General features: G+C 73.2%; 11 protein-coding genes. 8 read left to right on the top strand and 3 right to left on the bottom strand.

Features of this window, described 5'->3' with window-relative positions; translation table 11 throughout:
- The first annotated feature begins 3 nt into the window (after positions 1-3).
- The 3 genes from NQU55_RS03215 to NQU55_RS03225 all read left to right on the top strand — a co-directional run bounded on the left by NQU55_RS03215 (position 4) and on the right by NQU55_RS03225 (position 6,479).
- Entirely contained in the window at positions 4-1,905 is a 1,902-nt protein-coding gene (locus NQU55_RS03215; protein WP_168092871.1) for an ABC transporter ATP-binding protein, read from the top strand.
- Positions 1,902-3,767 (top strand): ABC transporter ATP-binding protein, encoded by a 1,866-nt coding sequence (locus NQU55_RS03220; protein WP_168092872.1) that lies wholly within the window; start codon positions 1,902-1,904, stop codon positions 3,765-3,767. The genes NQU55_RS03215 and NQU55_RS03220 overlap by 4 nt, the downstream gene beginning before the upstream one ends.
- A gap of 417 nt (positions 3,768-4,184) precedes the next feature.
- On the top strand, positions 4,185-6,479 hold the full coding sequence (locus tag NQU55_RS03225) for a M4 family metallopeptidase (protein WP_256789635.1): 2,295 nt from the start codon (positions 4,185-4,187) through the stop codon (positions 6,477-6,479).
- 168 nt (positions 6,480-6,647) lie between these two features.
- On the opposite strand, the gene glgP is transcribed toward NQU55_RS03225, so the two are convergent.
- Positions 6,648-9,275 (bottom strand): alpha-glucan family phosphorylase, encoded by a 2,628-nt coding sequence (gene glgP, locus NQU55_RS03230; protein WP_168093003.1) that lies wholly within the window; start codon positions 9,273-9,275, stop codon positions 6,648-6,650.
- A gap of 717 nt (positions 9,276-9,992) precedes the next feature.
- On the opposite strand from glgP, the gene NQU55_RS03235 reads away from it, so the two are divergent.
- The 4 genes from NQU55_RS03235 to glgB all read left to right on the top strand — a co-directional run bounded on the left by NQU55_RS03235 (position 9,993) and on the right by glgB (position 18,282).
- Complete coding sequence (locus NQU55_RS03235; protein ID WP_206329339.1) at positions 9,993-11,990, top strand: alpha-1,4-glucan--maltose-1-phosphate maltosyltransferase; 1,998 nt, start codon at positions 9,993-9,995, stop codon at positions 11,988-11,990.
- A complete protein-coding gene (treS, locus tag NQU55_RS03240; protein ID WP_168093005.1) occupies positions 11,987-13,720 on the top strand; it encodes a maltose alpha-D-glucosyltransferase in 1,734 nt (577 codons plus the stop codon). Before NQU55_RS03235 ends, treS begins: the two co-directional genes overlap by 4 nt.
- A 322-nt stretch (positions 13,721-14,042) precedes the next feature.
- Complete coding sequence (locus NQU55_RS03245) at positions 14,043-15,644, top strand: maltokinase N-terminal cap-like domain-containing protein (RefSeq protein ID WP_168093006.1); 1,602 nt, start codon at positions 14,043-14,045, stop codon at positions 15,642-15,644.
- 148 nt (positions 15,645-15,792) lie between these two features.
- Complete coding sequence (gene glgB, locus NQU55_RS03250; RefSeq protein WP_256789639.1) at positions 15,793-18,282, top strand: 1,4-alpha-glucan branching enzyme; 2,490 nt, start codon at positions 15,793-15,795, stop codon at positions 18,280-18,282.
- A gap of 135 nt (positions 18,283-18,417) precedes the next feature.
- On the opposite strand, the gene NQU55_RS03255 is transcribed toward glgB, so the two are convergent.
- Positions 18,418-20,082, bottom strand: a complete 1,665-nt coding sequence (locus NQU55_RS03255; RefSeq protein ID WP_168093007.1) for an MFS transporter — start codon at positions 20,080-20,082, stop codon at positions 18,418-18,420.
- A 256-nt stretch (positions 20,083-20,338) separates the two neighbouring features.
- On the opposite strand from NQU55_RS03255, the gene NQU55_RS03260 reads away from it, so the two are divergent.
- Positions 20,339-20,941 carry a TetR/AcrR family transcriptional regulator gene (locus NQU55_RS03260; RefSeq protein ID WP_168093008.1) on the top strand — a complete coding sequence of 201 codons (603 nt, stop codon included), beginning with the start codon at positions 20,339-20,341 and terminating at the stop codon, positions 20,939-20,941.
- Here NQU55_RS03260 and NQU55_RS03265 read toward each other — a convergent pair.
- Positions 20,874-22,991, bottom strand: a complete 2,118-nt coding sequence (locus NQU55_RS03265) for a coiled-coil domain-containing protein (protein WP_168093009.1) — start codon at positions 22,989-22,991, stop codon at positions 20,874-20,876. The two genes, NQU55_RS03260 and NQU55_RS03265, sit on opposite strands and share 68 nt — an antisense overlap.
- Positions 22,992-23,489: the final 498 nt, after the last annotated feature.

The following is a 23,489-nucleotide window of genomic DNA, read 5'->3' on the forward strand; positions in this document are numbered from 1 at the left end:
GTGATGACCGAGACCCCTGAAGCCCCGAGCCCGCCCGAGAGACGGTCCGCCGTCCGTTCCCTGCTGCGCCTGTGGCCCTACGTACGGCCGGTGCGCAGGACGATGATCGCCGGCGCCGCCGTGACCGTCGTCGCGTCCTGCGCCAGCCTGGTCATTCCGCTCGCGCTCAAGTGGATCGTGGACGGCCCGGTCGCCGGCAAGGACCCCTCGGGGGTGTGGCTGGGCGGCGCGCTGGTGCTCGTGCTCGGCGTGGTGGAGGCCTCGCTCTTCGCGCTGCGCCGCTTCCTCGTGGCGCGTCCGCTGGCGCAGGTCGAGGCGGACATGCGGGCGGACCTCTACGGGCACCTGCAGCGGCTGCCGGTCTCCTTCCACGACCGCTGGCCCTCGGGGCAGTTGCTCTCGCGCGGCACGACGGACCTGATGCTGCTGCGCATCTTCCTGGCCTTCCCACTGACGTTCATGCTGGTCAACGGCGTGACGATTCTGGTGGGCTTCGTCGTCCTGCTGGTGCAGCAGTGGATGCTGGGGCTGGTGCTGCTCGCCCCGGTGGTGCCGCTGGTGATCCTCTGCACGTATTTCGAGGAGCGCTACTCCCGGGCCGCGCGCACCGCGCAGGACCAGTCCGGCGATCTCGCGACGGTCGTCGAGGAGAGCGTCCTCGGCATCCGCATCATCAAGGGCTTCGGCCGGCACCGCGGCCAGGAGCGGGCCTTCGACGCCCTCTCCGGCCGGCTGCGCGGCACCGAACTGCGCAAGGCGCACCTGCTGGGGATGCTCTGGGCGGTCATCATGAGCCTGCCGGAGCTGGCCATCGGCGCGGCGCTCGTCCTCGGCGTGCTGCAGGTCGCCGACGGCGACCTCTCGGCCGGCACGCTGGTGGCGTTCCTGTCGACGGCGCTGGCGCTGCGCTGGCCGGTGGAGTCCTTCGGCTTCCTGATCGCGATCGCCAACGAGTCGGCCACGGCCGCCGACCGCTACTTCGAGGTCATGGACGTCCCCGTCCCCGCCGACCGGACCACCACCTCGGCCTCCGCCTCCACCTCCGCCACCTCAGCCACCTCAGCCACCACCGTCGGCGGCAAGAGCGGCGCCGTGCCCTCCCCGCGCCCGGCGGGCGAGGGCGGCGGGCTGCGCCTGGAGGGTGTCGGTTTCCGCTACCCGGACGCCCCCGCGGACGCCCCGCCCGTCCTGCACGGCGTCGATCTGCACATCCGTCCCGGCGAGACGATGGCCCTCGTCGGCACCACGGGCAGCGGCAAGACCACCCTGACCGCCCTCATCCCCCGCCTCCACGAGGCGACGTCCGGCCGGATCACCCTGGACGGCGAGGACATCGCCGTCATGCCGCGCGAGCGCCTGCGCGAGCTGGTCTCCGTGGCCTTCGAGGACCCGACGCTGTTCTCCGCGAGCGTCGGGGAGAACGTCCTGATGGGCGCCGGCGCGGGCCGGGAGGCCGATCTGGCCCGCGCCCTGGAGGTCGCCCAGGCCGGCTTCGTGCACGCCCTCCCCGAGGGCACCCGCACCCAGGTCGGCGAGCAGGGCCTGAGCCTGTCCGGCGGGCAGCGCCAGCGGCTCGCGCTGGCCCGCGCCGTCGTCGGCGACCCGCGCTTCCTCATCCTGGACGACCCGCTCTCCGCGCTCGACGTGCACACCGAGGCCCTGGTCGAGGCGGCCCTGCGCGAGGTGCTGGCCGGCACGACCGCCCTCGTCGTCGCCCACCGCCCCTCCACGGTCCTGCTGGCCGACCGCGTCGCCCTGCTCTCCGGAGGACGCGTCACCGCCGTCGGCACCCACCACGAACTGCTGCGCACCAGCCGGGAGTACGCCTCGCTCATGGCGGGCGACGAGGACCGGAGTGCCGCGGCCGACCGGACGTACGCACGGCACGAGGGAGGCCGGCGATGACCACCACCGCACCCGATCGCACCGCAGCCGACGACGAGCGGACCGGCCCCGCGGCGGGCGCCGCGGAGGACGGCGACGCCTTCGACAAGGACGTCCTGCCCGCCCCCAAGGGCGCCTCGCGCGCCCTGCTGCGCTCGCTGCTCGCCCCGGCGCGCGGCCGCGTCCGGCTCACCGTCCTCGTCATGCTGCTCCAGCAGGCGGCCGTCCAGGCGGGGCCGCTCCTCGTGGCGTTCGCCATCGACCGGGCCGTGCCGGCCGCCCGCCGCGACGACTACGGCCCGCTGATCGCCGTCGGCACCGCGTACGTGGTGAGCGCCCTGGCCGCGGGCCTGCTGCAGTACGTCTTCATCCGGCTGTCGGCGCGCATCGGCCAGAACGTGCTCCTCGACCTGCGCGGCCGGATCTTCCGCCACGCCCAGTCCCTCAGCGTCGACTTCCACGAGCGCTACACCTCCGGGCGCCTCATCTCCCGCGCGACCACCGACGTCGAGTCGATCCGCGAGCTGATCAACGACGGGCTGCAGGAGCTCATCGGGGTCTGCCTGGCCGTCGTGTACATCTCGGCCACCCTGCTCTACCTGGACTGGGGCATCGGCGCCGCCGCCGTCCTGTCCTTCGTCCCGCTGCAGCTGCTGATGCGCTCCTACCGGCGGCGCGCGCACGCGGTCTACCACGAGCGCTCCACGGCCATCGCCTCGGTGATCGTGAAGTTCACCGAGACCATGAACGGCATCCGCCCGGTCCAGGCCTTCCGCCGGGAGCGCGCCAACGCCGCGCACTTCGCGGAGCTCAACGACCGGCACCGGCACGCGAACACCCGGGCGCTGCTGGAGATGGCCCGCTACGTCTTCCTCTCCCGCCTCGTGGCCAACGTGGTGCTGGCCGCCGTCGTCCTCTGGGGCGCCTACCGGGTGGCCGGGGACGGGCTGGAGCTGGGCGTGCTCGCGGCGGCGGTGCTCTACCTGCGGCGGCTGTACGACCCGATCGACCAGCTGGCGATGTTCCTCAACTCCTACCAGTCGGCCGCGGCCTCGCTGGAGAAGATCGCGGGCCTGCTCGCCCAGCGGCCCGGCGTGCCCGAGCCCGCCGAGCCGCGCACGCTGCCGGAGCGGCGGGCGGGGCTGCCCGGCCGCGAGGTCGTCTTCGAGGGGGTGCGCTTCGCCTACCGCACGGGCGGCGAGGTGCTGCCCCGCTTCGACCTGACGCTGCACGCCGGGCAGACGGTCGCGGTGGTCGGCTCGACGGGGGCCGGCAAGTCCACCCTCGCCAAGCTCCTGGCCCGCTTCTACGACCCCACCGAGGGCCGGGTGCTCCTCGACGGGGTGCCGCTGGACACGCTCGCCGTGCCGGAGCTGCGGCGCGGGGTGGTCATGGTGACGCAGGAGGCCTTCCTGTTCTCCGGCACCGTCGCGGAGAACATCGCCATCGGCCGCCCCGGGGCCGGCCGGGAGGAGATCGAGCGGGCGGCGAAGGCGATCGGCGCCCACGACTTCATCACGGCCCTGCCGGAGGGCTACGACACCGACGTGCGCAAGCGCGGCGGCCGGATCTCGGCCGGGCAGCGCCAGCTGGTGGCCTTCGCACGCGCCCTGCTCGCCGACCCGGCGGTGCTCATCCTGGACGAGGCCACGTCCTCGCTCGACATCCCGGGCGAGCAGGCGGTGCAGCGGGCGATGGCCACGGTGCTGCGCGGCCGTACGGCGGTGGTCATCGCGCACCGGCTGTCGACGGTCGAGATCGCGGACCGCGTCCTGGTGATGGCCGACGGCCGCGTCGTGGAGGACGGCTCCCCGGCCGGGCTGATCGCAGGCACGGGCCGCTTCGCGGACCTGCACCGGGCCTGGCGGGACAGCCTGGCCTGACGGCCCGGGTGCGTGGCGGCGGCGGCAGGCCCCGCCACGCACCGGTATGCGGACCTCGTTCTTTCGTCAACGGACGGATTCCGGCCAACTTGCTTCCGGACTCCTGACACGTACATGCCTGCGGTGGCACTCTTCCCTCCACTGACGCGCGGCTCCCCCACGGCACGGCCGCCGGGCGTCGGCCTCGCTCCACCGGCACGTTGCATCGTCTGCTGTCCCCCGAGGCCCCACGCCTCCCACCCCCGTCCCGCGGCACCGACCGGCAGCACCCGGCGGCCACCGCACACGGGGAAGCGCAGCGCTCCACAACGTTTCACCGCACCCGCCGGATTCATCGGACCGGACCCGTCGGACGGGATCCATCGGCCCCCAGCTCCACCTGTTCTGCCTGATCTGCCCCTCGCAGAAGGAGTCAGCGTGAGACCCACCCCCCAGAAGAGAGCCGTCGCCGCCGGTGCACTGGTCGCCGTCTCGGCGATGCTCGCCGTCGGCACCCAGACCGGGACCGCGGCCGCCCGCACCGACGACGGAGCGGGCAGCGCTCCGCGCAAGGTCGTCGCCAAGGCCGACCCGGGCGCCATGCCCCTGAAGCTCACTCCCTCGCAGCGCGCCGAGCTGATCCGCCAGGCCGACGCGACGAAGACGGAGACCGCGCGGACCCTGGGCCTCGGCGCCAAGGAGAAGCTGGTCGTCAAGGACGTCGTCAAGGACGTCAACGGCACGACCCACACCCGCTACGAGCGGACGTACGAGGGCCTGCCGGTGCTCGGCGGCGACCTCGTCGTGGACGCGACCAAGGGCGGCTCCGTCAAGAGCGTCGCCAAGGCGACCAAGGCCCGGATGGCGATCGCGACGACCACCCCGTCCTTCTCGGCGGCCGCCGCCGAGAAGGAGGCCGTGAAGGCCGCGGGCGCGCAGGGCTCCAAGGCCGGCAAGGCCGACCGGGCGCCCCGCAAGGTGATCTGGGCCGCGAGCGGCAAGCCCGTCCTCGCCTACGAGACCGTCGTCGGCGGCCTCCAGGAGGACGGCACGCCCAACGAGCTGCACGTCATCACCGACGCGCGGACGGGCAAGAAGCTCTTCGAGTTCCAGGGCGTCAAGCAGGGCACCGGCAACAGCAAGTACAGCGGCCAGGTGACCATCGGCACCTCGCAGTCGGGCGGCTCCTACCAGCTCAACGACGCCTCGCGCGGCGGCCACAAGACCTACAACCTCAACCGCGGCTCCTCCGGCACCGGCACCCTCTTCACCGACGCCGACGACGTCTGGGGCAACGGCACCACGAGCGACGCGGCCACCGCCGGCGTGGACGCGCACTACGGCGCCCAGCTGACGTGGGACTACTACAAGAACGTGCACGGGCGCAGCGGCATCCGCGGTGACGGCGTGGGCGCGTACAGCCGGGTGCACTACGGCAACAACTACGTCAACGCCTTCTGGTCGGACGACTGCTTCTGCATGACCTACGGCGACGGCTCCGGCAACGCCAAGCCGCTGACCTCGATCGACGTGGCCGCGCACGAGATGACGCACGGCGTCACCTCGGCCACCGCCAACCTCACCTACGCGGGCGAGTCCGGCGGCCTCAACGAGGCCACCTCCGACATCTTCGCCGCCGCCGTGGAGTTCTGGGCGAACAACCCCAACGACGTGGGCGACTACCTCGTCGGCGAGAAGATCGACATCAACGGCAACGGCTCCCCGTTGCGCTACATGGACAAGCCCAGCAAGGACACCCGCTCCAAGGACGCCTGGTACTCGGGCATCGGCAGCATCGACGTGCACTACTCGTCGGGCCCCGCCAACCACTGGTTCTACCTCGCCTCCGAGGGCAGCGGCGCAAAGGTGATCAACGGCGTCTCCTACGACTCGCCGACCTCCGACAACCTGCCCGTGACCGGCATCGGCCGGGACAACGCCGCGAAGATCTGGTTCAAGGCGCTGACCGGGCGCATGCAGTCGAACACCAACTACGCCGGTGCGCGCGACGCGACGCTGTGGGCCGCCGGCGAGCTCTTCGGCGTGGGCAGCGAGACGTACAACAACGTGGCCAACGCGTGGGCGGCCGTCAACGTCGGCAGCCGGGCGACCCCCGGGACCGGGGTCAGCATCACCGCACCCGGTGACCAGACGAGCATCGTCAACACCGCCGTCTCCCTGCAGATCAAGGCCACCAGCAGCAACTCCGGTGCCCTGAGCTACTCGGCCACCGGCCTGCCCGCGGGCCTGTCGATCAACGCCTCCACCGGTCTGATCTCCGGCACGCCGACCGCCACCGGCACCAGCAACGTCACCGTCACCGTCAAGGACTCGGCCGGCAAGTCCTCGAGCGCGTCCTTCAAGTGGACCGTGAACACCACGGGCGGCGGCAGCGTCTTCGAGAACAACACCCCCGTCGCCATCCCGGACGCGGGCGATGCCGTGACCTCGCCGGTCGTCGTGACCCGCAGCGGCAACGGCTCCTCCGCCCTCAAGGTGGACGTGAACATCACCCACACCTACCGCGGTGACCTGCGGATCGACCTGGTCGCGCCGGACGGCAAGACGTGGCGGCTGAAGGACTCGGACGCCTGGGACTCCGCGGCGGACGTGAAGGCCAGCTACACGGTCGACGCGTCGGGCGTCTCCGCGACCGGCACGTGGAAGCTGCAGGTGCAGGACGTGTACTCGGCGGACAGCGGCCAGATCACCAGCTGGAAGCTGACCTTCTGATCGTTCTCTGCGGGCCGTACGTGGCCGGTCGCGCCCACGCGGCGGAGCCGCAGATCGGCACTGCCCCGCGCCCCTTGAGGGGCGCGCCACCTGAACCGGGCGCCGTCCGGGGTGAGCATGACTCCCCCGGACGGCGCCCCACGCACGTACGCACGGGGCGACCGCGCGTCAGCGCAACAGCACCCCCGCCGCCTCGCCCGTCGCCTCCGACGGCAGCGTCACCAGGCCCATCTCCGCGCCGCTGGACAGCAGCCGGTGCGAGGGCAGGATGCGGACGGTGTAGCCGAAGGGGCCCGTGCGGTCGAGGGTGAGCGGCCCCTCGTACAGGCGGCGGCCGTCCAGGGCGGGGCCGCCGGCCGGCTTGAGGGGGAACGTGGCGGTCTGGCTCAGCCGGTCGGCCGGGTCGACCCGGCCGGCCACGGCCTGCACCTCCACGTCGGCCGGGTCCAGCGGGCCGAGCGTGACGCTCACCCGCAGGCAGACCGTGGAGCCCAGGGTCGCGGTGCCGTTGAGTGCGGTGTCGGCGACGGCCTCCACGTGGTCGACGGCCACGCCGGGCCACCCGGCCCGCACCCGGGCCTTCCAGGCGGCCAGTTCGCTCGCCGCGGCGGGGGTGAGGGCCCGCTGGGCCTCGGCGGCGGGGGCGTAGAGCCGCTCGACGTACTCGCGCACCATGCGCCCGGCGAGGACCTTCGGGCCGAGCGTGGTCAGCGTGCGCCGCACCATCTCGATCCAGCGGCCGGGGAGCCCGCTCTGCGTCCGGTCGTAGAAGCGCGGGGCCACCCGCCGCTCCAGCAGGTCGTAGAGGGCGGCCGCCTCCAGGTCGTCGCGCCGGTTGTCGTCCATGGCGGCGCCGTCGGCGGTGGGGATCGCCCAGCCGAAGTCGGGCTCGTACCACTCGTCCCACCAGCCGTCGAGCACCGAGAGGTTGAGACAGCCGTTGAGGGCGGCCTTCATCCCCGAGGTGCCGCAGGCCTCCAGCGGGCGCAGCGGGTTGTTGAGCCAGACGTCGCAGCCGGGGTAGAGCCGCTGGGCCATGGCCATGCCGTAGTCGGGCAGGAAGACCAGGCGCCGGCGCACGCGCGGGTCGTCGGCGAAGCGCACGAGCTCCTGCACGAGGCGCTTGCCGCTGTCGTCGGCGGGGTGGGCCTTGCCGGCGACGACGATCTGCACGGGCCGCTCGGGGTGCAGGAGGAGGTCCATGAGGCGGTCGCGGTCGCGGAGCATGAGGGTGAGGCGCTTGTAGGAGGGCACGCGGCGGGCGAAGCCGATGGTGAGGACGCCGGGGTCGAGGACGCCGTCGATCCAGCCGAGCTCGGCGGTGCCGGCGCCGCGCTCGCGCCAGGCGGCGCGCAGCCGCTCGCGCACCTCCTCGACCAGCTGTTCGCGCAGGGTGCGGCGCAGCTCCCAGATGTCGGCGTCGGGGATGTCGGCGACGGCGTCCCAGCGCGGGGAGCCGCCGACGGCCAGGGCGTCCTCGGCGCGCCCGGCGCCGACCCGGCGGGCGCCCAGGCGCATCACCTCGGGGGCGACCCAGGTGGGGGCGTGGACGCCGTTGGTGACGGAGTCGATGGGCACTTCCTCGGCGTCGAAGCCCGGCCACAGGCCGGCGAACATCTGCCGGCTGACCTGCCCGTGGAGGGTGGAGACGCCGTTGGCGCGCTGGGCGAGCCGCAGGCCCATGACGGCCATGTTGAAGAGGTTGGGCTCGCCGCCGGGGTAGGTCTCCAGGCCCAGTTCGAGGACGCGCTCGACGTCGATGCCGGGCAGTTCGCCGGCGGCGCCGAAGTGGCGGGCGACCAGCTCGCGGTCGAAGCGGTCGATGCCGGCGGGCACGGGGGTGTGGGTGGTGAAGACGGCTCCGGCGCGGGCGCACTCCAGGGCGGCGTCGAAGTCCAGCCCGCCGTCGACCAGTTCGCGGATGCGCTCCAGGCCCAGGAAGCCGGCGTGGCCCTCGTTGGTGTGGAAGACCTCGGGTTCGGGGTGGCCGGTCAGGCGGCAGTAGGTGCGCACGGCGCGGACGCCGCCGATGCCCAGGAGCATCTCCTGCAGCAGCCGGTGCTCGCCGCCCCCGCCGTAGAGCCGGTCGGTGACCTCGCGCTCGCCGGGGCCGTTCTCCTCGACGTCGGAGTCGAGGAGCAGCAGCGGCACCCGGCCGACCCGGGCCTGCCAGATGTAGGCGCGCAGGGAGCGGCCGCCGGGGAGGGCGAGGGAGACGCGGCTGGGGTTGCCGTCGGGCTCGCGCAGCATGGTGAGCGGGAGCTCGTTGGGGTCGAGCAGGGGGTAGTGCTCCTGCTGCCAGCCCTCGCGGGAGAGGGACTGGCGGAAGTAGCCGTGCCGGTAGAGCAGTCCGACGCCGATGAGGGGGACGCCGAGGTCGCTGGCGGACTTCAGGTGGTCGCCGGCGAGGATGCCGAGCCCGCCGCTGTACTGCGGGAGGGCGGCGGTGATGCCGAATTCGGGCGAGAAGTAGGCGATGGCGGCGGGCAGCCCCTCGGGCTGCTCCTGGTACCAGCGCCGGCCGGTGAGGTAGTCCTGCAGGTCGTCGGCTGCGGCGGCGAGCCGGCGGCGGAAGCGGCGGTCGTCCGCGAGGGCCGCGAGCCGCGCCGCGGGGACCGAGCCCAGCAGCCGCAGCGGGTCGCCGGCGGCGGCCCGCCAGCCCTCGGGGTCGACGGCCTGGAAGAGCTCACGGGTCTCGGGGTGCCAGGACCAGCGCAGGTTGCGCGCCAGCTCACTGAGCGGTCGTAGGGGCTCCGGCAGAACGGGGCGCACACTGAATCGACGAATGGCCTTCACCCCCACGACGGTAGCGGGGACGCCCGGGGGCTTCGTGGCGCTTCGCGGCAACTGCCTGCTCCTGGCAGGTGCAGGCGGGAAGTGCGCCCCCTGGGGCGGCGGCGGGAGCCCCGGCCGCCGCCCGGTGCGCCCGGTACGGCCGGCGGACGGGTGCATGGCCGGGAACGGCGTCCGTATGGTGGACGGTGGGGAGAAGCGGACCGTACGCGTCGGCCTCCCGGCTGATGCACCCGTACGAGGCGTAAATACGCCGCGCGTACAGCGGGAACGGCGGCGGCCGGTTACCGCTACGGCCTTCGACGGCCGGAACGGAGGGCCATTCCCCCGTCTGGCCGCCGGTTACCCGGTTTTCGCGCATTGCACACGATCGGCCCAACGGGGAGACTTCGTACGGGTGACGGCGTGCCGGCCCTCCTCCCCACCGGGTGCCACGGGAACTACGCACCGGTAGGTCCCACGGTGCGGGCATGCCCGGCCGGGACCGGTGGGAAAGCTCAAGCGGTATGCAGGGAGTCGCAGTCCGCCGCCGCCTCGTGTACGCGTACCACGCCCTCCGCACGTCTTCCGCACCCACCCGAGTGAACGCGGTCAGGAGCAGTCATGCCCGCACCCGGCCGTCCGCCGGCGGAGCAGATAGAAAGAGCAGAACTCGCCAGACCCGCCGCCCAGCCCCACCCGCACCGCCCCTCCGATCCCGTCGAACTCCCAGGTGATCCCATGATCGGTCGTATCCCCGTCCTGGACCTCGGGCCGCTCGTGGACTGCGGCCGCCGGCCGGTCAAGGCGGTCGTCGGCGAGACCTTCCAGGTCACCGCCACCGTCTTCCGCGAGGGCCACGACGCGCTCGGCGCCAACGTGGTGCTGCGCGACCCGGCGGGCCGCAGCGGCCCCTGGACCCCCATGCGCGAACTGGCGCCCGGCACCGACCGCTGGGGCGCGGACGTCACCCCCGGCTCGGAGGGCCGCTGGACGTACGCGGTGGAGGCCTGGAGCGATCCGGTGGCCACCTGGCGGCACCGGGCCTCGGTGAAGATCCCCGCCGGAATGGACGTCCAACTCGTCCTGGAGGAAGGGGCGCTGCTCTACGAGCGCGCCGCCGCCGGGGTGCCGAAGAAGGAGGGCCGCGAGGCGGTCCTGGCCGCGGTCGACGCGCTGCGCGACCCGGGCCGCCCGCCCACCGCGCGGCTCGCGGCCGCCCTCGCGCCCCCGGTCACGGCGGCGCTGGCCGAGCACCCGCTGCGCGAGCTGGTCTCCGCGAGCCGCCCCGTGCCGGTGCTGGTGGAGCGCGAACGGGCCCTGTTCGGCTCCTGGTACGAGATGTTCCCGCGCTCGGAGGGGGCGACGCCCGCGGACGGGCGCCGTCCCGCCCGCAGCGGTACGCTCCGCACCGCCGCCCGGCGGCTGCCGGCCGTCGCCGCGATGGGCTTCGACGTCGTCTACCTGCCGCCGGTGCACCCCATCGGCACCGCCTACCGCAAGGGCCCCAACAACGCGCTCACCGCGGGCCCGTACGACGTCGGCAGCCCCTGGGCGATCGGCTCGGCCGAGGGCGGTCACGACGCCCTCCACCCCGACCTCGGCACCTTCGAGGACTTCGACCACTTCGTCGCGCGCGCCCGCGAGCTGCGCATGGAGGTCGCCCTCGACTTCGCCCTGCAGTGCTCCCCGGACCACCCCTGGGTCGCCAAGCACCCCGAGTGGTTCCACCACCGCGCCGACGGCACCATCGCCTACGCCGAGAACCCGCCCAAGAAGTACCAGGACATCTATCCCCTGGCCTTCGACGAGGACTTCGACGGGCTGGTCCGCGAGAGCCTGCGGGTGCTGCGGTTCTGGATGGGGCACGGCGTACGGATCTTCCGCGTCGACAATCCGCACACCAAGCCGGTGGTGTTCTGGGAGAAGGTGATCGCCGAGATCGGCCGCACCGACCCGGACGTCGTCTTCCTCGCCGAGGCCTTCACCCGGCCCGCGATGATGCGCACGCTCGGCGCGATCGGCTTCCAGCAGTCCTACACCTATTTCACCTGGCGCAACACCAAGCAGGAGCTGACGGACTACCTCACCGAACTCTCCGGGGAGGCGGCCGCGTCCATGCGGCCCAACCTCTTCGTGAACACCCCCGACATCCTGCACGCCTATCTGCAGAACGGCGGCCGGGCCGCCTTCGAGGCGCGCGCCGTGCTCGCCGCGACGCTCTCGCCGGCGTGGGGCATGTACGCCGGATACGAGCTGTGCGAGAACGTTCCGGTGCACCCCGGGAGCGAGGAGTACCTGGACTCGGAGAAATACCAGCTGCGCCCGCGCGACTGGGACGCGGCCGAGCGCGAGGGCCGCAGCCTGGCCCCGCTGATCACCCTGCTGAACCGGCTGCGCCGGCGCCATCCCGCCCTGCGGCAACTGCGCAACTTGCGTTTCCATTACGCCGACAACGACGCCGTCATCGCCTATTCCAAGCGGGCGGGCAGCTCGTGCGTGCTCACGGTCGTCAACCTCGACCCCCACCACACCCAGGAGGCCACGGTCTCGTTGGACATGCCGGAACTCGGCCTCGCGTGGCACGAGTCCGTCCCGGTGCGCGACGAGCTCACCGGAGAGACCTATCACTGGGGCAGGGACAACTATGTGCGCCTCGAGCCGGGCCGTTCCATCGCGCCCGCGCACGTGTTCTCGCTGCGACCGTCCTCACCGATCGGAGGGTCACCCACACCATGATCGTCAATGAGCCCGTCCCCGACACGTTCGAGGACACTCCCGCCAAGGACCTGGACCCCGACTGGTTCAAGCGAGCCGTCTTCTACGAGGTGCTCGTCCGGTCCTTCCAGGACAGCGACGGCGACGGCATCGGCGACCTCAAGGGTCTGACCGCCAAGCTGGACTACCTGCAGTGGCTGGGCGTCGACTGCTTGTGGCTGCCGCCGTTCTTCCAGTCGCCGCTGCGCGACGGCGGCTACGACGTCTCCGACTACACCTCGGTGCTCCCGGAGTTCGGCGACCTGGCCGACTTCGTGGAGTTCGTGGACGCGGCGCACCAGCGCGGCATGCGCGTCATCATCGACTTTGTCATGAACCATACGAGCGATCAGCACGAGTGGTTCCAGCAGTCGCGCAGCGACCCCGAAGGCCCCTACGGCGATTACTACGTCTGGGCCGACGACGACAAGCGCTATCCGGACGCGCGGATCATCTTCGTCGACACGGAGACCTCGAACTGGACCTTCGACCCGGTCCGCAAGCAGTACTACTGGCACCGCTTCTTCTCCCACCAGCCGGACCTCAACTACGAGAACCCGGCGGTGCAGGAGGAGATCCTGGCCGCGCTGCGGTTCTGGCTGGACCTCGGCATCGACGGCTTCCGGCTGGACGCGGTGCCGTACCTCTTCGCGGAGGAGGGCACCAACTGCGAGAACCTGCCGCAGTCGCACGCCTTCCTCAAGCGCGTCCGGGCCGAGATCGACGCCCATTACCCGGACACCGTGCTGCTGGCCGAGGCCAATCAGTGGCCCGAGGACGTCGTCGACTACTTCGGGGACTACGAGACCGGCGGCAACGAATGCCACATGGCCTTCCACTTCCCCGTGATGCCACGCATCTTCATGGCCGTGCGGCGGGAATCCCGCTACCCGGTCTCGGAAATCCTGGCCAAGACACCGGCCATCCCGTCGCGCTGCCAGTGGGGCATCTTCCTGCGCAACCACGACGAGCTGACGCTGGAGATGGTCACCGACGAAGAGCGCGACTACATGTACGCGGAGTACGCCAAGGACCCGCGGATGCGCGCCAACATCGGCATCCGCCGCCGGCTGGCCCCGCTGCTCGACAACGACCGCAATCAGATCGAGCTGTTCACCGCGCTGCTGTTCTCCCTGCCCGGCTCGCCGATCCTCTACTACGGCGACGAGATCGGCATGGGCGACAACATCTGGCTCGGCGACCGCGACGGCGTGCGCACCCCGATGCAGTGGACGCCCGACCGCAACGCCGGCTTCTCCTCGTGCGATCCGGGCCGGCTGTACCTGCCGACCATCATGGACCCGGTCTACGGCTACCAGGTCACCAACGTCGAGGCCGCGATGAGCAGCCCCTCGTCGCTGCTGCACTGGACCCGCCGGATGATCGAGATCCGTAAGCAGAACCCGGCCTTCGGGCTCGGCTCGTACACCGAGCTCACCTCCAGCAACCCCGCCGTGCTCGCGTTCCTGCGCGAGGTGCGGCTGCCGGGGCAGCGGGAGGACGACCTCGTGCTCTGCGTGAACAACTTCTCCCGCTTCGCACAGCCGACCGAGCTCGACCTCCGGGCGTTCAGCGGCCGGCATCCCGTCGAGCTGATCGGCGGGGTGCGCTTCCCCGCCATCGGCGAACTGCCCTATCTGCTGACCCTGGCCGGTCACGGCTTCTACTGGTTCCGGCTCCGCCGTGCCGCGCCGCCGCCGGCCGGCCACTGAGGGCGCTCCCGTGCGCGCCGGCGCCCGCCGGCCCGTCGCGCACGGGCGGTTTTCCCCCGCGAAGCCTGGGCACCCTCACTACTACGCACGGGCCGGGCCGAACGGATCGCTTCCGTTTCGGGACCGCCGCGGGGCCGCTGCCCGGCCGCCGCACGCCCGCACCAGGGGCCGCAGGCGCCGACCGAACGGACGATCCTCGCCCGACACCCCCCGCCTCCGGCGGGGGACCCCAGCACCGCGCACCGGTCAATGCCGCAATCCGGGACCGCGATCCGGGACACTTTGCCCCATATGCCGTGCCCCGGGGAAAGGACGCGACGCCATGTCGGACGCTGCACCGTCCCGCCGGGGCACCGGACGCCGGGACACCGGACGGAAGGGGGGCGCCCCCGGTCCGCTGCTGTCCTCGGTCCGCGCCGCCCCCGCGGCCCACGCGCCCGGCCAGGAGGCCGCCGACGCGGGGCTGCTGGGCTCGCTGGTGCCCCTGCTCTCCGAGTGGCTGCCGCGCCAGCGGTGGTTCGCGGGCAAGGGGCGCCCCATCACCGGCTTCACCCTCGTCGCCGCCACCGAGCTGCTGCCCCACCACACCGGCGCCACCGTGCCCGGCCTGCTCCACGTGCTCGTCCGCGCCCAGCAGCCCGGCGCCCCCGCCGGCAGCCGGCCCGCGGACGGCCCGGCGTCCGCCGCCCCCGCCGCCCACGCCGGCACCGACGACTGCTACCAGCTCCTGCTCGGCGTCCACGACGTCCTGCCGCCGCACCTGGCGCCCGCGCTCATCGGCCGCCCCGTCGGCGGCCCGCTGCACGGCCGCGCCGTCTACGAGGGCCTGGCCGACCCCCGGCTGGCCAGCCTGCTGCTGGAGCGGCTGCGGCTGCCCGGCCGGCTCGGGCCGCTGCGCTTCAGCCGCGAGGAGGGCGTCGTGATCGGCGCCGGGCTCGCCCCCCGCCTCATCGGCGCCGAACAGTCCAACTCCTCGGTCGTCTACGGCGAAACGTATATCCTCAAGCTCTTCCGCCGCGTCTGCCCCGGCACCAACCCCGACCTCGAACTCCCCCGCGCCCTCGCCGGCACCGGCTGCGCCCGGGTGCCCGCCCCCGCCGCCTGGTTCGAGGCCGTCGTGCCCGGCGCGGGCACCGAACCCATGACGCTCGGCGTGCTCCAGCCCTACCTGCCCGGCTCCGCCGACGGCTGGCAGCTGGCCCTCAGCGCCCTCGCCGTCCGCGCCGACTTCACCGCCTCCGCCCGCGCCCTCGGCCACGCCACCGCCGAAGTGCACGGCGCGCTCGCCGAGGCGCTGCCCACGGTGGTGCTGCGCCGCCCCCAGCTCGAACACCTCGCCGCCGCCATGACCCGCCGCCTGGACGCCGCCGCCGACGCCGTCCCGGCGCTGCGCCCGTTCCGGGCCGCCCTGCGGGGCGCCTACGACGACCTGGCCGCGCTCGGCCGCGCCGGGCGCACGTGGCGCGCCCAGCGCATCCACGGCGACCTCCACCTCGGGCAGGCGCTGCGCACCGCCGAGGACGGGCGCTGGGCCCTGATCGACTTCGAGGGCGAGCCGGCCCGGCCCCTGGCCGAGCGCTCCCGGCCGCAGCCCACCGCCCGCGACGTCGCCGGCATGCTGCGCTCCTTCGACTACGCGGCGGCGGTCGGCCGGGCCGGCGGCACCAGCTGGTCGGAGCGCGCCCGCGCCGCGTTCTGCGAGGGCTACGGCTCGGTGCACGGCGATCCGCGCGAGGACCCGCAGCTGCTGCGCGCCCACGAGACGGACAAGGCCGTCTACGAAGTCCTCTACGAGGCCCGGCACCGCCCGGACTGGCTCCCGGTCCCGATGGCGGCCATCCGCCGGCTGGCGGAGCCGGCGGGGGGCGCGGACGGCCCGCAGGACGACCGCCCGGCCCGGCCGCAGAGGGAGCAGACCCCGTGACGCCGCAGGCCCGAGGGGCACCCGTCCGGCCCGAAGCGGTCCGGCACCGGGCCGCCCGGCATCAGGTCGCACGGCCCCGCCGGGACGCACACATCACCGATACCGCTCCCGGCGCCGCCGGCCGGGAGGCTCCGAGGAGGACCGCACCGTGACCGCTCGACCGCCGTCCCGTCGTTCGCCCCACGAGCCCGAACCCGGAGCGCCCGGTGGTGCGCGGGGGGTCCCGGCCACGTTCCTGCCGGGGCGGGGCGCGAAGGCGGAGCGGGAGCCCGAGCCCGGCCCGGTGCCGGGCCCGCAGCCCGAACCGCAACACGAACCTCAGCCCGAACCGGAGGGCGCACCGAAGACCGCACCGAAGACCGCACCGAAGACCGCACCGGAGGCCGCACCGCGCGAGCCCGCAGCCGCGCGGCGCGCGAAGCGCACAGGCCCCGCGCGGCGCGGGGTGCGTCCCGCCGAGCCGCTGGACACGCAGGAGCGCGAGCGGCTGCTGCACGGCGCGCACCACGACCCGCACGGCCTGCTGGGAGCGCACCCGGTGCCCGGCGGAGTGGTGTTCCGCACCCTGCGCCCCTTCGCACGCTCCGTGGCGGTCAGCGCGAAGGGCCTGCGGGTGGAGCTGTACGACGAGGGGGACGGCCTCTTCGCGGCGGTGCTGCCCCTCAGCGAGCTCCCCGACTACCGGCTGCTGGTGAGCTACGAGGGCACGGAGCTGGAGGTCCTCGACCCGTACCGCTTCCTGCCCGCCCTCGGCGACCTCGACCTGCACCTGATCCACGAGGGCCGCCACGAGCAGCTGTGGCAGGCGCTCGGCGCCACGCCGATGGTGCACGAGGAGGTGGCGGGCACCCGGTTCACGGTGTGGGCGCCGAACGCCCTGGGCGTACGGGTCGTCGGCGACTTCAACTACTGGGACGGCGCCGGCCACCCCATGCGGTCGCTGGGCGCGTCCGGGGTGTGGGAGCTGTTCCTGCCCGGCATCGGCGAGGGGGCGCTGTACAAGTTCGAGATCACGCGCCCGGACGGCTCGCACACGATGCGCGCGGACCCCATGGCGCGCCGCACGGAGGCCCCGCCGGCGAACGCTTCGGTCGTGCACGCCTCGCACCACACCTGGCAGGACGCGGAGTGGATGGCGGCCCGCACGGGCAAGCCCGTCCACGAGCACCCCTTCTCGGTCTACGAGGTGCACCTGCCCTCCTGGCGCCCCGGCCTGAGCTACCGGCAGCTGGCCGCGCAGCTTCCCGCCTACGTCAAGGACCTCGGCTTCACACACGTGGAGCTGATGCCGATCGCCGAGCACCCCTTCGGCGGCTCCTGGGGCTACCAGATCACCGGCTTCTACGCCCCGACCGCCCGCCTGGGCACCCCTGACGACTTCAAGTACCTGGTGGACGCGCTGCACGCGGCCGGCATCGGGGTGCTGATGGACTGGGTGCCCGCGCACTTCCCACGCGACGACTGGGCGCTGGCCGAGTTCGACGGGCGGCCGCTGTACGAGCCCGCGGACCCGCTGCGCGCCGCGCACCCCGACTGGGGCACGCTGGAGTTCGACTACGGCCGCACGGAGGTGCGCAACTTCCTCGTGGCCAACGCGGTCTACTGGTGCGAGGAGTTCCACATCGACGGGCTCCGGGTGGACGCCGTCGCCTCCATGCTCTACCTCGACTACTCCCGCGAGGAGGGGCAGTGGACGCCGAACGTCCACGGCGGCCGGGAGAACCTGGACGCGGTGGCGTTCCTGCAGGAGATGAACGCGACCGTCTACCGCCGCTGCCCCGGCGTCGTCACCGTGGCCGAGGAGTCCACGGCCTGGGACGGCGTCACCCGCGCCACGCACCACATCGGGGCGGGCGGCTTCGGCGGCCTCGGCTTCGGCCTGAAGTGGAACATGGGCTGGATGCACGACTCCCTCGTCTACGTCTCCAAGGAGCCGGTGCACCGCAAGTACCACCACGGCGAGATGACGTTCTCGATGATCTACGCGTACAGCGAGAACTACGTGCTGCCGATCTCGCACGACGAGGTCGTCCACGGCAAGCGCGCCCTGGTGTCGAAGATGCCGGGCGACTGGTGGCAGCAGCGCGCGAACCACCGGGCCTACCTCGGCTTCATGTGGGCCCACCCCGGCAAGCAGCTGCTCTTCATGGGCCAGGAGTTCGCGCAGGGAGCCGAGTGGTCCGAGGCCCACGGCCCCGACTGGTGGCTGCTCGACCCGTCCTACTCCGCCGAGGCGGACCACCGGGGCGTACGGGACCTGGTCCGCGACCTGAACTCCGCCTACCTGGCCACGCCCGCCCTGTGGCAGCGGGACACCGTCCCCGAGGGCTTCGAGTGGGTGGTGGGCGACGCGGCGGAGGACAACGTCTTCGCCTTCCTGCGCTTCGACGCCCAGGGCGCGCCCCTGCTGGCCGTCAGCAACTTCTCCCCCGTCGTGCGGCACGGCTACGCCCTGGGCGTGCCCGGCCGGTTCACGGCGTGGCAGGAGATCCTCAACACGGACGCCGCCCGCTACGGCGGCAGCGGCGTCACCACCCCCGACCCGGTCAAGACGGAGGCCACCCGCCACCACGGCCGCCCGGCGAGCATCACGGTGACGCTGCCACCGCTGGCGACGGTGTGGTGGCGGGCGGTGTGAGCCCGGTCCGGGCGGTGTGAGCCCGGTCCAGGCGGTGTGAGCCCGGTCCGGGCGGTGCGAGGCCCGCCCCGCGGCGCGACGGAGCCCCGGACCCTCAGGGGTCCGGGGCTCGCCCCAGGCACGGGAAGGGGGCCCTCAGGCCGCCGCCGTCTCCTTCTCGGCCTCGGCCGCCGCCGCGGCCTCCGGCCTGCTCTTCTCACGGCCCGGCAGCAGGAGGGCGACCAGCACCGTACCCACGCCGAGGACGACCGCGCCGACGACGCTGGTGTGGGCGACCGCGTCCGCGAACGACTTGTGCACGGCCTCGACCACGGTCTGCGCCTGCTGCGCCCCGAGGGCGGCGGCCTTCTCCGGACCGGCCTTCGGCGCCGCGCCGGCCGCGACCTGCTTGCCGACCTCCTTGGCCACGGCCAGACCCGCGCCGACCGAGTCCTGCGCGACGGCGAGCGCCTTCTCCGGCAGCCTGGGACCGCCGGCCTCGGCGGCCTTCGCGGCGGCGTCACCGAGGTTGGAGGAGTAGGTCTTGGCGAGCACGGTGCCGAGGATGGCGATGCCCAGGGATCCGCCCATCTCGATCGAGGTGCTGTTGACGGCGCCGCCGACACCCAGCTGGTCCTCCGGGAAGGAGCCCATGATGGCGTTGGTGCACGGCGACAGGGACAGGCCGATGGCCAGGCCCAGGATGATCAGCGGCAGGACGAAGTCGTCGTAGGTGGAGGACTCGTCGACACGGGCGAGCAGCGCGATGGCGACCGTGCCGACGGTCATGCCGCACGTCACGGTGACCTTCATGCCCACCTTGGGGGTGAGGACCGCGGTCAGCGCACCGCCCGCGAACACCGCTCCGGCCAGCGGCAGCATCCGCACGCCGGTGTCCAGCGGCGAGTAGCCGAGGACGAACTGCAGGTGCTGGGTGAGGTAGTAGAACGCGCCGAAGACGGCGAGGAAGAACAGCGCGACGGCCATGGTCGAGCCGGCGAACGCGCGCCGGGTGAAGCGGCGGACGTCCAGGACCGGGTGCGGGTGGCGCAGCTCCCAGAGGACGAAGAGGACCAGGCCGACGCCGGCGACGATTGCGGCGGCGATCGCCTTGCCGCCCCAGCCGAAGTGCGGGCCCTCGATGATCATGTAGATGAGCGAGCCGACCCACACGACGGACAGCAGGCCGCCCACGTAGTCGATCTTGTCTACCCCGGTGGCCCTGGACGGGGGGACGAGCGCCAGCGCGCCGATGATGCCGAGGAAGGCGATCGGCACGTTGATGAGGAAGGTGGAGGCCCAGCCGTGGTCCTCCAGCAGCGCACCGGCCACGAGCGGGCCGACGGCGATGGCGAGGCCGGCGGTGGCCGTCCAGATGGTGATGGCCTTGGCGCGCTCCTCGCGCGGGAAGGTCGCGGCGAGCAGCGACAGCGTGGCCGGCATGATCATGGCCGCGCCGACGCCCATGACGGCGCGCGAGGCGATGACGCCGGCCGGGCTGCCGGCCATCGAGCCGGCGACGGAGGCCGCGCCGAAGACGAGAAGGCCGAGAAGGAGCGCTCCGCGGCGGCTGTACTTGTCGCCGACGGCGCCGAGGATCAGCATCAGCGCGGCGTACGGGACGGTGTAGCCGTCGATGACCCACTGCAGGTCGGAACTGCCCAGGCCGAGGTCCTGGACCATGTCGGGGGCGGCGACCGTCAGGGACGTGTTGGCCATGACGATGATCAGCAGGCTGAGGCAGAGCACGCCCAGTGCGGCCCAGCGCCTCTTGTAGGGACCGTCCATCTCGTCGACCGGTGTCGACATCGCGAGGCCCATCGGTCACCCCTTCCTCTCTTGCACAGCTCGTGCGCAGATCTCACACAGCTTTTGCACATCGTTGTGCAATTACACAGCAGTGTGCAAGTTACGGGACGGCGTCGCCCGGTGCAAAATGAGGTGCAGGATGTCGGCCACGGAGGCTGCGCCCGAAGCCCCCTCCTCGGCAGAGACTCGACGCGGCGACTCGATGCGGCGACTTGACGCAGAGATCCCGACGCAGAGACTCCACGGACAGAGAACAGAGAAGAGACCAATGGCCGGCAGAGCGGACGCCAATCGCCGCCGCATCATGGACATCGCGCTCACGGAGCTGCTGCGCGACCCGGACGCGAGCATGGACCAGATCGCCCGGGCGGCAGGCGTCGTCCGGCGCACGGTCTACGGCCACTTCCCCAGCCGCGAGGCGCTGATGAGCGCCCTCGTCGACGACGCCGCGAACGCGGTGGAACTCGCCCAGGCCGAAGCCCTGCGCGACGTCGACGACCCCGCCAAGGCCCTGGCCCGCTCCATGCTCGCCGCCTGGGAGATCGCCGACGGCTACCGCCTGCTGATCTCCATGGCCCAGCGCAGCGTCACCGTCGAAGGCATCCACCGCCGCCTGGAACCGGTGCGCCGCGAGTGCGCGGCCATGCTCCAACGCGGCCTGGACGAGGGCCGCTTCGCCTCCCCGCTGCCGGCGATCGCCCTGGCGTACGTACGGGAGCAGGTTCTCTTCGGCCTCATGCAGGCCGTCAACGACGGCGTCCTCGCCCCGGCGGACGCCGGCCGTTCGGCCGCCGTGACCGCGCTCACCGCGGCGGGAGTCCCCGCGGTGGAGGCTGAGGAGCTGGTGGCCGGCCTGACAGCAGCGCCATAGAGCCGGGCGGTGCCACGTGCGCCACCGGCAGCCTTCCGCCGCCACGATCGCCGTCGCCGTCGTGGCCGGAACCGGAGCTGCTGCTCCGGCCGGGGCGGCGGATGACAGGGCCCTTGCTACGGCTGGGGCCGGCGCTGGTGCTGACGCCGGGGCTCTTGCTGACGCCGGGGCTCTTGCTGACGCCCGGGCTCTTACTGATGCCCGGGCTCTTACTGCAGCAAGGGCTTGAGCCGGGGCTACGGCTCCGGCCCGGAATGACCACGATGCTGCGGCTCGGGCCGATGCTGGGGCCCGGACCAGGCTGAGAGCTCGTCACTCCACCGGGGCGGGAACTGCCGCCGGTGACAGGGCCGGGGACCTCGCTGCTGCGGCCGGGACCGGGGCCGAAACTCACCCGAGGGCCGCTCGCCCCGCCCGAAGGGACGCCGGAGGACGGGCTGCCGCCCGCCACGGTCCCCGAGGAACCCGGCTGCGGTCCCGGCTGCGGCCCCGGGGACGGATCGCCGCCCCCGGCGACCGCCGCCCGCACCGCAGCGATCACGACCACGACAGCCACCAGCCCGGCGAGCCGGAGCAGCGCGCGCCGGAGCACGTTCGGCCGGGCAGCCGGGCCGGGACCATCGCCCGGGTCCGGCCCGGAGACCTCCACGTAGGCGAGGTTCGCCCTGGTCAGCTCCGCCCCGGCGGTGTCGCCCAGGGCCACCCGCAGTTGCAACGCGTGCCGCAGCCGGGCGGCGGCCTCCTCGGGCCGGTCCTCGGCGTAGGCCACGGTGCCCAGCTGATGGGAGAACAGCGCCTCCGAGGCCCGGTCGCCGACCCGCCGGGCCGCGCCCTCGCCCTGCTCCAGCACCTCCTTCCACTGCTGCCAGCGCCGGCCGGCGAACAACGCGGCCTCGGCGACCTTCGCCAGCCGGATCACGGCCCGCCACTCCGCCCGCTCGGCGGCGAACCCGAGCAGCCCGACGACGCCCTCCACGCCTGCGAGCGCGTCCGTGAGCCCGTTCACTCCTCCGTCGAGGGCCCCGTCCAGCCAATCGGCGAGCCCGTTGACGGTCGCGCTCAACGAGACCGCGTCGAGCAGCAGGCCCCGGACGCTGTCCTCCAGGCACACCGGCAGCCCGAAGCGGTCCTCCTCCGGGCGCTCGACGAGCCCCCGCTCGTGCAGGGCCAGCAGGGCCTGCGCCGCGTAGGCGATGTCACCGGCGGCCGACACCCAGTTGCCCGGGACCAGGGCCCCGGCCACGATCGCCAGCACCGCGAGGGCCTTGCGCTCCGGCCCCGACAGCCGTCCCGCACTCATCCGGTCCAGCTCGCGCACGCCCCGCGCGGCGCACTCCGCCACCGCCTCGACCGGATATCCGGCCCGCACCAGCGCCGCGGCCTGCCGGACCGACAGCGGCCGGCCCCGTACGGCCTCCAGCAGCCGCCGCACGACGGGCAGTTCGGCGTCCCGCACGGTGCGGCCCAGGGACCCGGCGAAGAGCTCGAACGCCGCGTCCTGCGGCAGCCCCGGCAGCAGTCGTGACGCCGCCGCGCCACCGCCCAGCACCGGCTGCGCCCCGCCCACGAGCAGGACGCAGCCGGGCAGGGCGTCCGCCAGCCGACGCGGGACGGGCGAACCCGGTGGCACCTCATCGAGCACGATCAGCGGCCGTGCGTGCTGTATGAGCTGCCGGCAGACCGCCCCGGAATGCTTCACCGGTTCCGCCCCCGCGGACACGTACAACTCGTCCACGAGCAGCTGGAGAACGTCCTCCAGCGGACTCCGGCCCACGCGCACGAACGCACTGCGCCTCTCGCCCGAGGCGATGTTCCGGAGCAGACTGCTCTTCCCGAACCCGCAGGGCCCGTGGAACTCCACCGACCGCCCGTCCATGATCTCCCTCCAGGCGGCGGCCCGCACCTCTTCCCGGCCCAGCAGCACGGGCGCCGGAGCGGTGCACCGGTCCCGCAGCCCGGGATCGCGGAGAACCAGCTCCGAACGCTGGAGCCGGGTACCGCTGCGGGAAGCGAGAGTGATACGGGAACTGCCGTAGAGAACGCTGTACACATATCCCCCTGGGCAGGACGAAGGACGCACCGTCGAACGGCAGCGTCTGCCCCGCACGCACCCGCGTCCAGAACCGGCACGCCCCATGCACCCACGCGCCCCCTTGGATGCACTACGCGCCCTCACGGAGCGCGGATTCGCAACGCGGCGTACGACGCGGTGACGGCCTCCGGGGGGTGGTGGGGTGGGGGCTGGTGGGGGGGTGGTGGGGGCTAGGTTCCGTGGGTTGGGTGCGGGTTAGAACAGGCTGGCAGCGGGGGGAGAGGTGGGGGGCGCGGGTCCGGCTCGTTGGCTGTGCGGCCGGTGGGGTGTTGGCCGCCGTACTCGCGCCGTCACGGATGCACGTGCGTGAGGAGACCGGTCTGTCCGGTTGTGGCTGAGGGGGAGCTGGCTGCTGCCGCGATGTGGCCGGGCCCGTCGTGGGCGCTTCGCTCGGTTTCCCGCCGTTGTGGTTGCTCGTCCGGCTGCAGGATGCATGTGGGTACGGAAACCACCCGG

It is taken from the genome of Streptomyces telluris, from assembly GCF_024519335.1.
Taxonomy (GTDB): Bacteria; Actinomycetota; Actinomycetes; order Streptomycetales; family Streptomycetaceae; genus Streptomyces; species Streptomyces telluris.

Excerpts from the sequence above, each read along its gene's own strand:
- NQU55_RS03215 (WP_168092871.1), top strand. The coding sequence starts at position 4 with ATGACCGAGACCCCTGAAGCCCCGAGCCCGCCCGAGAGACGGTCCGCC.
- NQU55_RS03220 (WP_168092872.1), top strand. The coding sequence starts at position 1,902 with ATGACCACCACCGCACCCGATCGCACCGCAGCCGACGACGAGCGGACC.
- NQU55_RS03235 (WP_206329339.1), top strand. The coding sequence starts at position 9,993 with ATGATCGGTCGTATCCCCGTCCTGGACCTCGGGCCGCTCGTGGACTGC.
- treS (WP_168093005.1), top strand. The coding sequence starts at position 11,987 with ATGATCGTCAATGAGCCCGTCCCCGACACGTTCGAGGACACTCCCGCC.
- NQU55_RS03245 (WP_168093006.1), top strand. The coding sequence starts at position 14,043 with ATGTCGGACGCTGCACCGTCCCGCCGGGGCACCGGACGCCGGGACACC.
- NQU55_RS03255 (WP_168093007.1), bottom strand. The coding sequence starts at position 20,082 with ATGGGCCTCGCGATGTCGACACCGGTCGACGAGATGGACGGTCCCTAC.
- NQU55_RS03260 (WP_168093008.1), top strand. The coding sequence starts at position 20,339 with ATGGCCGGCAGAGCGGACGCCAATCGCCGCCGCATCATGGACATCGCG.